17 protein-coding genes are annotated in these 14,892 nt (G+C 42.8%); 2 read left to right on the plus strand and 15 right to left on the minus strand.

Annotated elements, in window-relative coordinates:
• Nucleotides 1-152: 152 nt before the first annotated feature.
• Nucleotides 153-884, minus strand: coding sequence for an RNA polymerase sporulation sigma factor SigK (gene sigK, locus QUF78_RS18575; RefSeq protein ID WP_289315599.1), 732 nt, complete (start codon nt 882-884; stop codon nt 153-155).
• Nucleotides 885-1,077: 193 nt separating this feature from the next.
• Here sigK and QUF78_RS18580 point away from each other — a divergent pair, with 193 nt between their 5' ends.
• Nucleotides 1,078-1,266, plus strand: a complete 189-nt coding sequence (locus QUF78_RS18580; protein WP_289325818.1) for a hypothetical protein — start codon at nt 1,078-1,080, stop codon at nt 1,264-1,266.
• 232 nt (nt 1,267-1,498) lie between these two features.
• Here QUF78_RS18580 and QUF78_RS18585 read toward each other — a convergent pair whose 3' ends face one another.
• The 6 genes from QUF78_RS18585 to QUF78_RS18610 all read right to left on the minus strand — a co-directional run bounded on the left by QUF78_RS18585 (nt 1,499) and on the right by QUF78_RS18610 (nt 6,027).
• Nucleotides 1,499-1,639 (minus strand): YrzI family small protein, encoded by a 141-nt coding sequence (locus QUF78_RS18585; RefSeq protein ID WP_072273247.1) that lies wholly within the window; start codon nt 1,637-1,639, stop codon nt 1,499-1,501.
• 498 nt (nt 1,640-2,137) lie between these two features.
• Nucleotides 2,138-2,404, minus strand: coding sequence for a YrhC family protein (locus tag QUF78_RS18590; protein WP_289315597.1), 267 nt, complete (start codon nt 2,402-2,404; stop codon nt 2,138-2,140).
• Between the two features lie 115 nt (nt 2,405-2,519).
• Nucleotides 2,520-3,656 (minus strand): bifunctional cystathionine gamma-lyase/homocysteine desulfhydrase, encoded by a 1,137-nt coding sequence (locus QUF78_RS18595; RefSeq protein ID WP_289315596.1) that lies wholly within the window; start codon nt 3,654-3,656, stop codon nt 2,520-2,522.
• 1 nt (nt 3,657) lies between these two features.
• Nucleotides 3,658-4,581, minus strand: a complete 924-nt coding sequence (locus QUF78_RS18600) for a PLP-dependent cysteine synthase family protein (RefSeq protein WP_289325819.1) — start codon at nt 4,579-4,581, stop codon at nt 3,658-3,660.
• A 95-nt stretch (nt 4,582-4,676) separates the two neighbouring features.
• The gene (mtnN, locus tag QUF78_RS18605) at nt 4,677-5,372 is read right to left on the minus strand and encodes a 5'-methylthioadenosine/S-adenosylhomocysteine nucleosidase (protein ID WP_289325820.1); all 696 of its coding nucleotides are present in this window, start codon (nt 5,370-5,372) and stop codon (nt 4,677-4,679) included.
• A 16-nt stretch (nt 5,373-5,388) separates the two neighbouring features.
• Complete coding sequence (locus QUF78_RS18610; RefSeq protein WP_289325821.1) at nt 5,389-6,027, minus strand: class I SAM-dependent DNA methyltransferase; 639 nt, start codon at nt 6,025-6,027, stop codon at nt 5,389-5,391.
• 160 nt (nt 6,028-6,187) lie between these two features.
• Between QUF78_RS18610 and QUF78_RS18615 the strand changes: the two genes are divergently transcribed.
• A complete protein-coding gene (locus tag QUF78_RS18615; RefSeq protein WP_289315592.1) occupies nt 6,188-6,400 on the plus strand; it encodes a DUF2536 family protein in 213 nt (70 codons plus the stop codon).
• Nucleotides 6,401-6,464: 64 nt separating this feature from the next.
• On the opposite strand, the gene QUF78_RS18620 is transcribed toward QUF78_RS18615, so the two are convergent.
• The 8 genes from QUF78_RS18620 to mltG all read right to left on the minus strand — a co-directional run bounded on the left by QUF78_RS18620 (nt 6,465) and on the right by mltG (nt 14,867).
• Nucleotides 6,465-7,190, minus strand: a complete 726-nt coding sequence (locus QUF78_RS18620; RefSeq protein WP_289325822.1) for a YrrS family protein — start codon at nt 7,188-7,190, stop codon at nt 6,465-6,467.
• An 87-nt stretch (nt 7,191-7,277) separates the two neighbouring features.
• On the minus strand, nt 7,278-9,029 hold the full coding sequence (locus QUF78_RS18625) for a peptidoglycan D,D-transpeptidase FtsI family protein (RefSeq protein WP_289325823.1): 1,752 nt from the start codon (nt 9,027-9,029) through the stop codon (nt 7,278-7,280).
• Nucleotides 9,030-9,153: 124 nt separating this feature from the next.
• Entirely contained in the window at nt 9,154-9,630 is a 477-nt protein-coding gene (greA, locus tag QUF78_RS18630) for a transcription elongation factor GreA (RefSeq protein WP_289325824.1), read from the minus strand.
• A 304-nt stretch (nt 9,631-9,934) separates the two neighbouring features.
• Nucleotides 9,935-10,573, minus strand: a complete 639-nt coding sequence (udk, locus tag QUF78_RS18635) for a uridine kinase (RefSeq protein WP_144479404.1) — start codon at nt 10,571-10,573, stop codon at nt 9,935-9,937.
• 1 nt (nt 10,574) lies between these two features.
• Complete coding sequence (locus tag QUF78_RS18640; RefSeq protein WP_289325825.1) at nt 10,575-11,846, minus strand: peptidase U32 family protein; 1,272 nt, start codon at nt 11,844-11,846, stop codon at nt 10,575-10,577.
• Nucleotides 11,847-11,878: 32 nt separating this feature from the next.
• A complete protein-coding gene (locus QUF78_RS18645; RefSeq protein ID WP_289325826.1) occupies nt 11,879-12,808 on the minus strand; it encodes a peptidase U32 family protein in 930 nt (309 codons plus the stop codon).
• Nucleotides 12,795-13,460 (minus strand): O-methyltransferase, encoded by a 666-nt coding sequence (locus tag QUF78_RS18650; protein WP_289325827.1) that lies wholly within the window; start codon nt 13,458-13,460, stop codon nt 12,795-12,797. The genes QUF78_RS18645 and QUF78_RS18650 overlap by 14 nt, the downstream gene beginning before the upstream one ends.
• Nucleotides 13,461-13,730: 270 nt before the next feature.
• On the minus strand, nt 13,731-14,867 hold the full coding sequence (mltG, locus tag QUF78_RS18655; RefSeq protein ID WP_289325828.1) for an endolytic transglycosylase MltG: 1,137 nt from the start codon (nt 14,865-14,867) through the stop codon (nt 13,731-13,733).
• Nucleotides 14,868-14,892 lie beyond the last annotated feature (25 nt).

Below are 14,892 nucleotides of genomic sequence, written 5' to 3' on the forward strand. Positions count from 1 at the left end.
TATGTGGTTCCGAATGATTATGATAGGGGTCTTTTCTTTAACCGCTTCACGTCTGTTCCTTTCTCAGGGAATCGAGATTTATCATGCATTTGCAGATTTGATCAGAAATAAATATTAAAAAAAGAGTGCGGGGAAAGCTCCCCGCACTCTTTTTACTTTTCATATCCTTTAGCTTTCTTTTCCTTCTCTTTTTCCGCCCTGTAAAATTCGTGGAACATCTTCATCAAGGCACGTTTTTCGATCCTTGATACATAACTGCGGGAAATGCCCAGCTCTTTAGCGATTTCCCGCTGGGTTTTTTCCTTTTTTAAATCGAGTCCGAACCTGCCTACAATGACTTCCTTTTCCCGTTCATCCAAAATATCAATGTACTTTTTCACTTTTTCAATTTCCATATTGAGCTGAATCGTATCGATGACATCTTCCGATTCCGATTTCAGCACATCGATCAAACTGATTTCATTTCCTTCTTTATCCTGACCGATCGGATCATGCAGGGAAATATCCTTCTTCGTTTTCTTAGTCGCCCGTAAATGCATCAAGATTTCATTCTCAATGCAACGCGCCGCATATGTGGCCAGCTTCGTACCCTTTCCATCCGAATAACTCTCAATGGCCTTTATCAAACCAATTGTCCCAATCGAAATCAAATCCTCTGTATCTTCGCCCGTATTCTCGAATTTCTTGACAATATGGGCAACAAGCCTGAGATTATGCTCGATCAGGATGTTACGGGCATCACCGTCACCTTCACTCATTAGCTTCAGATACCTCTTTTCATCCTGAGATGACAAGGGCTGGGGAAAAGCGTTGTTTTTCACATAGGAAACAAATAAGTAAAATTCTTTGATAATGTAACCGACAACTGTAAGTATTCCGGGCATTGGTTTCATCCCCCGTTTCTTTGGTTTCCCTATTCATACATACCTATGCAGCAATGGGCTTGTTCGTGTCTGTCCCGCTAAAAGAAATCATGAAAGTATTAAATGTTCAAACCAGACTGGTTGAATTCCCAAACGGACACGGGCAAACGTTCATATAATGAAAGTGAATTTTTAAGGAAAGGGGGTTTTTAGGATGGGATATAACTATGGACCATACAGGTGCAGCTATGGTTATCCTGCTCCTGCACCTTGTTATGCCGGATCCGGTTACGGGTTTGGTTATGGCCTGTTTATCGTCCTCTTGATTTTATTGCTCATTTTCGGGTTTTGGTGGTTCCCCGGATGTGGGTTTGGTTATGGCGGATCAGGTCCGTGCTGCTGATGCAAGCAAAGAAAAAACTCGGCCCGAGAGCCGAGTTTTCCTTTTTTACTATTCATTTCAAATTGCGCAGCAACTGATCGACAACAACATAAACGGCTATCACAGTTCCGGCCGTTAGCCGGTATCCTTCTCCTGACAATAGCAACGCTTCTCTCCTTTTACGTACACCAGATTCAACATATTAACCTCCACCTTTCTTAAAATATTAACGGGATACCAACCTCTTATGTCTTTAGAAAAAAGGACGATGTTTCATCGCTTTGTCCAGATGTTCTTCTCTAATCTTGTGGATTCTCTCCTGTTGCAAACATTCCTCAGCAGTCATTTTTTTCATTTTTATCGTGATTGTAAAAAAAAGCATATTCAGTGTCATAATATCACCTCCTTTAAGGGAGCGGCCCAACAAAAAGGCATAAAAAGGCCGCAGAAAGTTACGTCCTCCTGCGGGATTTTTTAGAAAATATAAAACGCCGCAGGATAAAACACTTCTCCCTGCGGCCGCTATGTGAATGATTAATAAAGCCAAAAAATTGCTTTAGAAATATTCCGCTTGGCACAGGTCGAATTGTATGTGATTGTCATTTGAAACGGACCGGCTAATCTGATCAGTAACGATTCCATCATATAGGTACAACTTCATTTTCTTCGACCTCCCTTTGGAATATTTTTTATTACCTGGTAAGTATATCCATAAATTCGATATTTGTAAACGGCTTTTGCCTATTTTTTTAAAACTTCATTCTTTTTTCCCATTTTCAAAAGCAACTATTACCTCAAGGAGGTAATGAGTATGATATATCTGCCCATACAACGGGCATAAACGTAAGAAAAAACAAAAAAAACCTGATTCTTGAAAGAATCAGGTTTGCTTCTATTGTTGTAAAGAATCCTGGTCATCCATTTCCGCCAGGGTCCTTTTATATTTATTGGATAATCGGAAAAATACTATGGATATGCCAAGGAACATAATTGTCGCTCCCATATAGACATATGTGTCAATCATCGTTTTGTCGCCCGAGGGAAGGATGGTTCCTAAATAGAAGAACGAGCCCACACATAACAATGTGATCGCAAATTGTTTAAAATCGACCATTTTCGAACGGAGCATTGCCGCCGTTTGTTTTTTGCGGTTTTTCATGCCATTCCACCTTCTTTCAAGCTAATAAGATATCGATATCTCATTCTACCATATTTATTCCAAATGACAGGGTGTAAATAATGGCAGGTAGCTATGAAGCGGTTCCTTTTCCGATTTATCCTTTTAGCGCTTGTTCCAAGTCTTCCAATAAGTCTTCAACGTCTTCCAGACCAACTGAAATACGAATCAACCCATCGGTTATTCCAAGCTCTGCACGGCGCTCTGCCGGAATCGAGGCATGTGTCATCAAGGCTGGAATTGAAATTAAGCTCTCCACTGCCCCTAGGCTTTCAGCCAGTGTGAAGAATTTCACTTTACTCAAAACGGATTCGGCTTTTTCGGCACTGCCGACATCGAACGAAACCATACCGCCGAAGCCACGCGATTGTTTTTTTGCAATATCATGGTTCGGATGGTTTTCAAGACCTGGGTAATAAATCTTGGAAACGTCTTTATGCCCGGATAGGAAGCTGACGATCCGAGATGTATTTTTTTCATGTTCTTCCATCCGGATTCCCAGCGTTTTAATGCCCCGCATCAGCAACCATGAATCTTGGGGCCCTAGCACGCCTCCTGTAGAGTTTTGGATGAAATGAAGGTCATTGCCAAGTTTTTCATCATTCACCACGACAAGACCCGCTACAACATCGCTGTGTCCCCCCAGGTACTTCGTAGCGCTATGAAGTACGATATCGGCTCCAAGTGTAAGTGGATTTTGCCAATATGGCGTACTGAAGGTATTGTCCACAATTGTAAGGATGCCGTTATCTTTAGCTATTTTTGATACCGCTTCTAGATCAGTAATCTTCAATAATGGATTCGTCGGGGTTTCAATGAACAGTGCCTTGGTATTGTCCTTGATCTCGTTTTCGATCGAATGTATGTCACTCGTATTGATGAACGTAGCTTCCACCCCAAAGCGGTTAAGCACTTTAGTGATGACCCGGAAAGAACCACCATAAACGTCATCGGTCATCAATACATGATCACCTTGATTAAACAGCATCATAACCGCCGTCATCGCTGCCATTCCCGATCCGAAGGCGAATCCTCTTTTTCCTTCCTCCAGGTCCTTGATCAATTCCTCGAGTGCATGGCGGGTGGGGTTGCCTGTACGGGAATATTCATATCCCCGGTGATTCCCCGGACCATCCTGTTTATAAGTGCTCACTTGATAGATCGGCACCGAAACCGCTCCTGTTTTTTCATCACCAAAAATACCGCCATGGATCAATTGTGTTTTTTTCCTCATTTCATATACCTCCCTGATAAATTTTTTTGCTTAAGTATCGTTCACTGGAATCCGGAAATATGACGACGATATTCGCACCCCGGGTAGCCTTGGCCGCTTCCTTCATGGCCGCTGCAAATGCCGCTCCGGAAGAACTGCCGACAAGCAGGCCTTCTTTGATCGCCAATTCCTTCACCATATGGAAAGCGTCATGATCGCTTATCGTATGAATTTGATCAAAATACGTTTCATCCATATAGGCAGGCAAAAATTCCATCCCTATCCCCTCGGTTTTATGGGGTCCTGCTTTGCCACCGTTTAAAATCGATCCTTCTGGTTCGACAATGACCGTTTTGACGGCAGCATTCTTATCTTTTAAATATCGCGATGTTCCCATGAATGTCCCCCCCGTACCGGCACCGGCAACAAACACATCCACATCGCCATCCATCTGTTCCCATATTTCAGGTCCCAGCGTTTTATAATATGCATCAGGATTGGATGGGTTGGCAAACTGTTGGGGACAATAGGATCCCGGAATTTCAGCTAGCAGCGCCTTAGCCTTGGCGATTGCTCCTTTCATTCCTTCCTCTGTCGGGGTCTGGATCACTTTTGCTCCAAGGGCACGCATCAATTCCTGTTTCTCGGCACTGAATTTCTCCGGAACACAAAATATCACGTCCACTCCACTGTTTATCGCCGCCAACGCCAAGCCAATCCCAGTATTTCCGGCAGTCGGTTCGATTATCGTCCCACCCTTTTTTACATTCCCAGTCCGTAAAGCTTCGGCTAACAGTTCTTGACCAAGCCGGTCCTTCACACTGCCTCCCGGATTAAAGTATTCCAGTTTGGCAAAGATACGGACTTCATCCGGAAGCGGGAAATGGGTGATTTCCATCATCGGCGTTTCTCCTATCAACTCATGAATATTTTGAAAGACTTTCATATTCGGACATCCTTTCATAGTTATCCTACCAATTTAATGAGGTTTATGCAATAAAGAATAACCAGCGGAAAGTCTTCCGCTGATCACTTAACATTTCATTTCATTTTTTCAACCATTTTCAAAATCAGTGCCGCTGAATGAAGAGCCGCAGTTTCCAGGAATTTATCAAAGGAAATATTGGACTCCTTACCTGCGATATCCGAAAGGGAACGAATGATGACAAACGGTGTTTTAAATTGGAAGGCCACTTGAGCAATGGCTGCCGCTTCCATTTCCACCGCGTATAAATCCGAAAATTTCCCTCTGACGAATTCAACCCGATCAGGATCGTTCATGAAAGAATCCCCTGTCACGATCAACCCTTTCGCCACTTGTATATCCTCGATTTCTTTAGCTGCTTCTTCTGCGATTGCGAAAAGCTTTTCATCCGGAATGAAAGCTGCCGGCAGCTGAGGGACTTGACCATACTCATATCCAAAAATCGTCACGTCGACATCATGGTGGCGAACCTCCGTGGATATGACCACATCCCCGACATTAAGTGCTGGATGGTAACCGCCGGCAGAGCCAGTATTGATGACAGCATCCGGTTTGAATTTTTCTAAAAGGATCGCAGTGGACATTGCCGCATTCACTTTACCGATTCCCGATTTAAGCAAAATGACCTCAACACCATTCAGTGTGCCTGTATTGAACTCGGAACCGGCAATGGTCACCTGTTCCAAACCTTCCAATTTATCACGTAAAATCGTAACTTCTTCTTCCATTGCTCCGATTATGGCTACTTTCATTAGTAAAAACCTCTTCCTATAATTTTTCCGCCTCCATAATCCAGACAAATTGATTGCAGCGCTCGAAGTTCACTTTGTATCCATTTTCTTCAAGTACTTTTTCCAAAAAAGGAATCGTAGTATAATATTCCGTTTGCAAATCTTTCGCCAAATTATGAAAGCCTGCCTGCCTTGCATCTAGAATCGCTCGTTCATGCGCTTCCCTTGATTGATACATCGTATCCGCAAACACTATTTTACCACCAGTATTCAGTAACTTTCCATAGTTGGCTATCGCTTTTTCTTTTTCTTCATCGGTTAAATGATGAAACGCGTACGTACTCACGATCGAATCCACCTGTTCCGGCTTCGGAAAATCGATGAAATCGCCATCTACAATTTCCGTTTTTCCGCCCACTTTGCTTACCGCTATTTTCCTCATGGCGGGTGAAGGCTCGATTCCCGATACCTTTAGGCCTTTCTTCAAAAGCCTTTCCGTTAAATTCCCGGTACCTACGCCGAACTCCAGCACGTGACCCTGAGCCCGATACGTGACGCTGTCCAATATCCTATCATAATGTTTAAAAACTTCTTGATACTCAATATCGTGTCCACCAACAGTATCATCATACGATTTTGACCATTCTTCGAATAAATCTAAAAATTCTCTGCCCATTTTAATCACCTTTTTATGATGGAATAATAAAACCTATAAGCATAATATGAATTAAAAACAAAAACAGTTCTTGTTTTTTAGGCAAATCCTTCATTAGGTTCAGATACAAACAAAAAGGTGTGTTAAACTAACAGTATCTAAATGTTGGAGGGGAACAATCATGGGTTTTCAACTCGACTTAAAATTATTCGAAGATAAAATAGAATTTTTCGAGGCAGAAAGCATTAAGAATCTTGAAGAAAAAATCCAATCACAAATTGAAATCAATAAAGCGATCATGCTTCAGGTTCAATCCGTGTCACACCAAATGTATGTTAGTGAGGAAGGCAGACGATTTTATAGCGCAGTCGTTCACTTTAAAGCCCAAAAGTAATCTCCATGAAAAAACCCCCGAAAAGATTCCTTTCGGGGGTTTTTAGTTTGGATAATTTTAACTATTACCTTTTATCGTTTGTCTTCAGCTCTTCGACTTTTACAGGTTTCCAACCTGATCCGTCCACCCATTCAATATGGACTCGGAAGGTTTTAGGATTGTCCCCTTCAGAAACGGTACCGATTGCCGTGTTCGGCGAACCGCCGTTTTGAAGCCACCATAGCTTCATGCTTCCTTCATCGAATCCAGCGCCATTAGCAATGGCTTTTCTCATTTCATTCCAATCGACCGAGTCCTTTTCGAAGCTTGTAGTGTGTTCCCCGGATTGCTCAGTTCCAACTGGTTTCCAGCCCTCACTCGTATATGTAGCCGCGACATTGCCATCTCCGCTGCCTTCCACTTCCACAAGTTCGGCATCCCCAGCTTTTTCTGAGTCTGAACCATCTTCAGCCTTCTCTTCTGTATCTTCCTCTGTTACTTTACTATCTTCATCTTCCTCTGTTGCTTTACTATCTTCTTCATCTTCCTCTGTTGCTTTACTATCCTCTTCTGCCTCTACCTTCTCTGAATCCGTTTCTTCCTCTTTCCCAGCAGGTTTGTCCACTACTTTTCCCTTTTCTTCGGCAATTTGATTAGGTTCGGTCGTGGTTTTCTTTGATTCGGTGCCATCATCACTTAAGAAAATCGTGACTGCGACAATGACGATTAAAATGGAAACGATGGTGATTGCAATATTATATATTTTATTTACTTTTCTTTTTTGATCTCTCTGATTGAAACGTGAGCCCAAGGTCCATTCCTCCCTTACCATTTCTTACTGCCTCATTTTAACATGATTTAGCTAGAGATAGAAGGGAAGGGTTTCCTACACTTTTCGTCAATTCTCGCTATTGTCCTGGTTCTTGGAGTACAGGACTTTTACAATATCTGAAAAAAGCGGCGTCATGCTGGAACTGTTTTCCTTTGTTTCAAAACTTACGGTAACAAGAGCATATTTTGGATCTTTATATGGAAAGTAGCCCGCAAACCATTTATTGAGCTCTCCTTTTTTAATATTCGTCTGAGCTGTTCCAGACTTGCCAGCGACCTCCACAGGTAAATCTCTCAAAGAAGCCCCAGTCCCTTTCTCCTCCGTTACGACTTTCCTCAGAAGATGCTGCATCTTCATCGTTGTATATGGAGACAGCGTTTCGCCGCCAATACTTTGATTGGGGAAATCGACTACGGTCGTACTATTGTTAAATTCGACCTTGGAAACGGCTTTGACCTGTTCCTTCTTGCCACCGCGGGCAATCGTGGCCATCATATTCGCTATCGCGAGCGGTGTCGTTTGAACATCCTGCTGGCCAATGGCTGTTTTGGCAATCATTTTGGGATCTTTTTTTAAGTCGTCATCATGCCAGACCTTCCCGGTTTGTTCATGATGCAACTGAGTAACTTCCGTGTGATAAACGTCCCCTTGCCAGCCCGTTTCGCCAACCAACCCTAACATTTTTGCATATTTATCCAAAAATTCGGGATCCTTCTCAGCTATTTCCTGGGACAATTCGGCAAATGTCCTGTTACAGCTTTGGGCAAAACTATTTTCAAAATTAAGTATGCCCAGTTCCCTCTGCTTATCCGTTTTGCCGTCAATCGTTAAATTACAATTAAATGTCCTTGTGGGACTTGCCGCTTCATAATCGATGGCAGCTGCAGCCGTAACCGTTTTAAAGACGGAACCCGGCGTTTTTTGAGTCAACATCATATTGACGGCCCCTTCGCCATTCGGATCTTTTATATTTAGCGCCGGACGTGATACCATGGCGACGATTTCACTTTTTTCGATATCGATGAGTACGAGACCGCCTTTTTTTATCCCGCGGTCATCGACGAGCTTCTCCGCTTTTTCCTGAATTTCTTTATCTATCGTCGTCACGACTTTCACTGGGTAAAGAGGATTAGCAGGTTCTACGTATTTTACATCGACACCGAACATGGGGCCCCCACTGGCGTCTACGTGAAATACGAGCTTTGATTCCCCAGCGGAAAGCAAGAACTCATCAAAGGTCCTTTGCAGTCCCGTATTTCCTATTTTCGTTTCAGGAGATAAATTCATGTCCGGATAACGTTTTTTCTTTTCCGCATCCGATATATTCGTTGTGCCGATCAATTGGGCTGCAGGGGTTTGATCATGATATAATTTCTCGTTCACCGCAAAGACCCCGGGTATCTTCAATTGATTGATTGCCTTCGATTGGCTGGGCGTCAACTCTATCGGTTCATCTCCGCCAAATACGAATGGTTCATCCGCTTGTTCAATTGCTCGTTTCAGCTCCGCTTCCGATCTGCCTATGATCGAGGCAATTTCATCTATAGGCCATGTCATTTTGTTCAAAAATGGAAATAGGACGAGTGTTGGGATTTCTTCATGTGCAAGTGGTTCCCCATTTCTGTCATAAAACTTTCCACGCCCATCATCAATCTTTAATATCTGTGAACGCTGATTCACACTTGCTTCTATCAGGTTCACATCATGCTTCGAAAAAGATTCTGTCGATACAAGTTGGATGTAGGCAAGCCTGCCAATGAGCATCAGCATAAAAGTGGTCAAAAAAAGAGCCAGCAATCTCATTCGTTTCTTTTTCATAAAATACACCTCGTAACCATTGTTGACGAGGTGCGAATTTTTAAACAATTATGAACAAATTTAACGCGGCGTTTTTCCGATATGAAAAGAGGATGCCCGTATGGACATCCTCTTAAGCCGTTAATTAGCTGATGGATACAATCTTGACGCTCATTTCGCCGCCAGGTGTCTGAATCGATACCTTATCGCCGACCCTTTTCCCTATTAAGCTTTTCGCGATTGGAGAATCATTTGATATTTTCCCATCGAATGGGTCCGCTTCAACACTTCCTACGATGGAATATGTTTCTTCGTCACCATTTGGAAGTTCCACGAATGTTACCGTCTTTCCAAGTGAAACTGTATCTGTATTCGAATCATTGCCTTCAATGATTTTTGCATTACGGATCATGTTTTCGATTGTTGTAATACGTCCTTCAACGAATGCCTGCTCTTCTTTTGCGGAATCGTACTCTGAGTTCTCGGAAAGGTCCCCAAAACTGCGGGCGATTTTAATTCTCTCCACAACTTCTTTACGTTTAACCGTTTTTAATTGTTCCAGTTCCTGTTCAAGCTTTAACTTACCTTCTTTAGTCATTGGATATTCTTTTTCGATTGCCAAAACCCTTCACTCCTTCTAATTCTTTACAGCAAGCTTTCGCTGTGACAAGTTTATGTAGTATATAATGCTTAACTCTAAAACTCGAGTCAAAATATATATTTGCACGACTTAAAAAGTACGCGCATTTATACTAAGGAACAACTCGGTCCTTAGTATATAAACCGACTGCGGTGGCAGCCGGTTCGTTCTGTATCAAGAATAGAGTATTGCGTTTTCCAGCATTTGTCCAGTCTTTCCCAATAAATAAATGGGATTATTTAAAAAACGGAGGAAAATGGCACCTATCATTATTTATGCTATGTTATTACAAAAAAGACTTTTGTTCAAGGATTGTTTGAATTTTTGTCACCATAAGGTCAATCGCCACATGGTTCTGACCGCCTTCTGGAATGATGATGTCGGCATAACGCTTCGTCGGTTCTATGAACTGATTATGCATCGGGCGAACGACACTGATGTATTGCTCGATGACTGAATCTATGGAACGTCCACGTTCTTTAATATCACGGGTCATCCGACGGAGTATCCGCAAGTCTGCGTCTGTATCAACATATAGTTTCATATCCATCAGGTCTCGAAGGCGCTCATCTTCCAGTACAAGGATCCCTTCAAGGATGATGACATCCTGCGGCTCAACTGTGATGACTTCTTCCGAACGTGTATGGATCGAATAATCATAAACTGGTTTTTCTATCGTTTCATAACGCAGCAATGCGTTAAGGTGATCGATCAACAAATCATTATCAAATGCCAGCGGATGATCATAGTTCGTTTTCAACCGCTCTTCGAAAGGCAGATGACTTTGATCTTTATAGTAATAATCTTGTTCGATCATCAAGATCGAATGTCCTTGAAAGAATTCAAAAATGGAACGGGTAACACTTGTTTTACCTGATCCCGACCCTCCGGTAACTCCGATGACCACTGGTTTCTTCCTTGTCATGTCAATTCTCCTTCCGCATCATATTGTTCACATATACTTGATTATCTACTTGAATGCGGACAATTTGAAGCGGATGGCGGGCTGCCTCCAGCTCCTTACCTGACTCATCCCAGATCGTACCGATTTTTTGAGTGAAGTTTTCGATTTCCGGTCCAAAAAACTCCACCTCATCTCCAGGCTTGAAGAAGTTACGTTGCTGCATGGTGGCGATTTGAGTTTCCTCGTTGTAATCAAGCACCAAACCAGCGAAGTCGAAGCGAGTCTTTACGGTATGATTCCCGAACATTTGCTGTTTATACCCAGGAATTTCCCCTTCCATGAACGATGATGCCGTCTCACGGTTCGCACACTTATCAAGCTCCTCCAGCCATTCTTGTTTAATCCTGAAATTGTCAGGATCGGCACAATACGCATCAATCACCTTACGATAAACGCTGACAACTGTAGCAATATAATGAATGGACTTCATTCTTCCTTCGACTTTTAAGCTATCTATGCCAATTTCAATCATGCCTGGCAAGGATTCTATCAGCTTCAGGTCTTTTGGACTCATTGCGAATGGAGCATCTTCTTTATCGAATAATTCCTTTTCCCCGTCTTGATCCAACTCATATAAATCGTAATCCCAACGGCAAGACTGACAGCAGCCGCCGCGATTCGAATCCCGCGCCGTCATATGGTTCGAAAGGGTGCAGCGTCCCGAATAGGCAATGCACATGGCCCCGTGAACGAAAGCCTCGATTTCGATATCGACCTTCTCCTTCATCTCACGGATTTCATCAGCACTCGTCTCACGGGCCAAAACAACCCGCTCCAAGCCTTCCTCTTTCCAATACTGAACAGCCTTCCAGTTCGATAGCGATTGCTGCGTGCTTAAATGGATTTCGACGTTCGGAGCGACCCGTTTACACGTTTCGATGATTAATGGATCGGCGACGATGATACCATGAACTCCAGCCTCCTGAAGGCCTTCCAGGTATTCATCCAGACCATCGATATTTTCATTATGTGCGAAGATATTGGTTGTTACATATACTTTAGCGCCATATTTTTTAGCGAATTCGACGCCTTCCTGCATTTCCTCAAACGTGAAGTTGCCGGCATTGGAACGAAGGCCATATTCCTGACCGCCAATGAACACGGCATCCGCACCGTAATGGACGGCAATTTTTAATTTTTCCAGGTTGCCAGCCGGAGCCAGCAATTCCGGTTTTTTTACAATGACTCTCTTTCCATCAACGATCTTGGAAATTTTATCAGCAATAGCATTCAAGGCTATTCCTCCTCTTTCTCTTACCCTTTTCTTTAATAAACCGATTCCTTAAAGAAGAATCCTGTATCCAACTCACGGCTATCCGGCTGAACCGCTTTTACTTTTTCAAAAAGTTCCGTTTTCAAATCATCATAACGTTCAGGGTCTTCTGCACAAACGTCAATCGCTTCCCGATACAACATTGTCATTTCGTTGATATATTCCGGTGTTTGTAATACCCCTTCGATTTTTAGGGAATCAATTTCCGCTTCAATCAATTCCTGAAGTTCATCGATCATGCACATATCATTCGGACTCATGATATGTGTACCATTTTCATCTTCATAAATCGGGTATTTATTTTCACGTTCCTTATCATGCAAGAACATATTTCTATGTTCCTTCCGATTTTCCACTTCCAATGCCTTGCCTTGGTATTCAAAGTAATTACCAAGAAGCGTCCGCTTGGATTGGAACATGCATGTCATGCCGTGCACTTGCACTTCAATCTCCACTTCGGCATTTTCCTTCATTTCCACTATCTCGTCCAGACTTATCTCACGGGCAGCCACGGCACGGACAGCACCCCGTTTCCCCCAATAATTACATGTGTACCAGTTCGTTACCGTCATCTCTGTATTCCAGTGCAGGGGCATATCAGGGGCCACGGCACGGACAGCCATTAAGACAGCTGGATCACCGAATATGATCCGGTCAGCACCAGCCTGCTTAAGGAATGTGACATACCCTTCAAGCTCGTCCACTTTTTCATTATGAAAAATGGCGTTCATGGATACATATACTTTCTTGCCTGCGGCATGTGCAAGCTCAATCGCCTTCTTGACGTCTTCACGTTTGAACTCCCCTGCCAGCCTAAGCGCATAACGTTGTTCGCCAATGACGAAGGCATCAGCTCCAGCATCGATAAGTTCTTTTATATGATCGACACTTGTCGGAGTCACGAGTAATTCAGGCTTTTTCATTTTTGTCACCTCTATGTTTACTTATGGCCACACCATCACCAATCGGCAAAATTACCGTATCGAAATGAGGATGGTCATGTAACCAGATGTTAAAGTCTCTGATTTTTTTGATGAGAGCTCGCTTTCGTCTCGTCATTTCCATTTCTTCAATGTTTTCGGCAACCAAGCCTTTAAATAAAACATTATCAGTAATGATAATGCCAGCATCAGCAAGGAATGGTTCAAACAGTTCAAAGAATCGCTTGTACTGCCCTTTAGCTGCATCAACAAAGATGATATCAAACGGACCATGTTCCATGACTTTCGGTCCTGCTTCAAGGGCATCCCCTTCAATGAGGGTAATCCTTTCCGAAAGCCCAGCCCTCTTGATATTAGCTCTTGCCTGCTCAATGCGGGCTTCATTCCGTTCAAGTGTGACGATTTTAGCCTCCGGAAGGGTCTCAGCCATCCTTATGGCCGAATAGCCAATCGCCGAACCAACCTCCAATATCGCCTTAGGCTGGTGGAGCCTTAAAATCTGAAGCAGCACCTCAATGCCTTCTGGCTCCATGATCGGCACATTATTTTCCATTGCAAAATCTTCCAACTCCTTAATCAAACCCGTACGCTCCGGAATTAAGGAATGAAGATATTGTTCTATTTTTCCGTTCAAAACGTTTCCTCCAATTATAAGAAAAACGAAAGCGCTTGGTCAGTGCATGAAGAAATTGATCGGTCAAAAACTATTGCCTACAATTTTTCACAAGGAGCTGAAACAAGTATGCTTGACGATCTACATTTCCTTATCTTTCAAAATAAAACCCGGCATTCGCCGAGTTACGTCACCGATAAAAATCGGATCTAAAATTCACTTGTACTATTCTATCATAAAAACAAGGGGAAAGTAATATCCCTCCCCCCTCAGTCGCATTGCATTTTTTATTTATTTATTGGAAATATGCTCTGCCTTTTTGTTATTGTGGTCATCCAAGGTTTTGGAGTACAGGACTTCCCCTTCAGGTGTTGCCAAAAAGTATAGGAAATCCGTTTTCTCAGGTTTCAATACCGCATCGATCGATGTCGTTCCGGCATTGGCAATCGGTCCTGGCGGCAGCCCCTTGTTCTTATACGTATTATAAGGGGATTTCACCTCAAGGTCTTTGTAATATACCCTGCTCTTATGTGAACCTTTTGCATACAAAACAGTCGGATCCGTTTGAAGCGGCATATCTTCCTCGATACGATTGTAAAAGACGGAAGCTATCTTTCCGCGATCGACTTGTGCCGTCGCTTCCTCTTCGACAAGCGAAGCGAAGGTCAGCATCTCGTGTACGGAATAATCGTTTTTGTCCATCTGGGTCTCGTATGCCTGTAATGTCTCTTCCGTTTTCTTCAGCATCTCGATGACTATGGATTCCATGGTCGGCTTTTCCTCATAAAAGTCATAAGTAGCTGGGAAAAGGTACCCTTCAAGCGGATATAATACCTTTTCATTTTCAATCTCCGACGTCAAGAGCTCCGGAAATCTCTCTTGCATGGACTTGACGAATTTCTTATCATTCAATACCTTAAAGACCTTTTTCGGATCTTCACCGGTCTTCACTGCGATGATATCGGCAATTTGGATAAGCTGCTTTCCTTCAGGAATGGTTATCTTCAATGCAGCTTCTTTCATGAGTTTCCCGGTTTTGATGCTAGTGACAATATCTTCAATTGGCATCGAAGGCGATAATTTATACTCACCTGCCTGAAAACCGGATTCATTGCGGAACTTAATGTAATATTTGAATACACGTGCGTCCTTGATTATTCCCTGTTCTTCTAGCAGTGTTGAAATTCCATTCACGGAAGAACCGATTGGGATTTTCACTTTCTTGATGGTATCATCATCAGGATCGACTGGTTTCATGGCTGAGTTGATATACAAAAAGCCCACAAGACCTACTATCCCAATTAGTACAATAAGCGAAGCTATCGTAATCATGATGATTTTACGAACCAGCCTGGCTTCTCCTTGCTGTTCTAACAATTTCATACGGATTTGTTCCTTTTTAGATAAATTTTTATCTTTTTCATCCATTTTCATTCCCCCTGCAAACTCACAC

The sequence above is a fragment of the Peribacillus sp. ACCC06369 genome, assembly GCF_030348945.1.
Classification (GTDB): Bacteria; Bacillota; Bacilli; order Bacillales; family DSM-1321; genus Peribacillus.

Bases quoted from the DNA above. Each gene is read 5' to 3' on its own strand.
- sigK (WP_289315599.1), bottom strand. From the start codon at position 884: ATGCCCGGAATACTTACAGTTGTCGGTTACATTATCAAAGAATTTTAC.
- QUF78_RS18580 (WP_289325818.1), top strand. From the start codon at position 1,078: ATGGGATATAACTATGGACCATACAGGTGCAGCTATGGTTATCCTGCT.
- QUF78_RS18585 (WP_072273247.1), bottom strand. From the start codon at position 1,639: ATGACACTGAATATGCTTTTTTTTACAATCACGATAAAAATGAAAAAA.
- QUF78_RS18590 (WP_289315597.1), bottom strand. From the start codon at position 2,404: ATGAAAAACCGCAAAAAACAAACGGCGGCAATGCTCCGTTCGAAAATG.
- QUF78_RS18595 (WP_289315596.1), bottom strand. From the start codon at position 3,656: ATGAGGAAAAAAACACAATTGATCCATGGCGGTATTTTTGGTGATGAA.
- QUF78_RS18600 (WP_289325819.1), bottom strand. From the start codon at position 4,581: ATGAAAGTCTTTCAAAATATTCATGAGTTGATAGGAGAAACGCCGATG.
- mtnN (WP_289325820.1), bottom strand. From the start codon at position 5,372: ATGAAAGTAGCCATAATCGGAGCAATGGAAGAAGAAGTTACGATTTTA.
- QUF78_RS18610 (WP_289325821.1), bottom strand. From the start codon at position 6,027: ATGGGCAGAGAATTTTTAGATTTATTCGAAGAATGGTCAAAATCGTAT.
- QUF78_RS18615 (WP_289315592.1), top strand. From the start codon at position 6,188: ATGGGTTTTCAACTCGACTTAAAATTATTCGAAGATAAAATAGAATTT.
- QUF78_RS18625 (WP_289325823.1), bottom strand. From the start codon at position 9,029: ATGAAAAAGAAACGAATGAGATTGCTGGCTCTTTTTTTGACCACTTTT.
- udk (WP_144479404.1), bottom strand. From the start codon at position 10,573: ATGACAAGGAAGAAACCAGTGGTCATCGGAGTTACCGGAGGGTCGGGA.
- QUF78_RS18645 (WP_289325826.1), bottom strand. From the start codon at position 12,808: ATGAAAAAGCCTGAATTACTCGTGACTCCGACAAGTGTCGATCATATA.
- mltG (WP_289325828.1), bottom strand. From the start codon at position 14,867: ATGGATGAAAAAGATAAAAATTTATCTAAAAAGGAACAAATCCGTATG.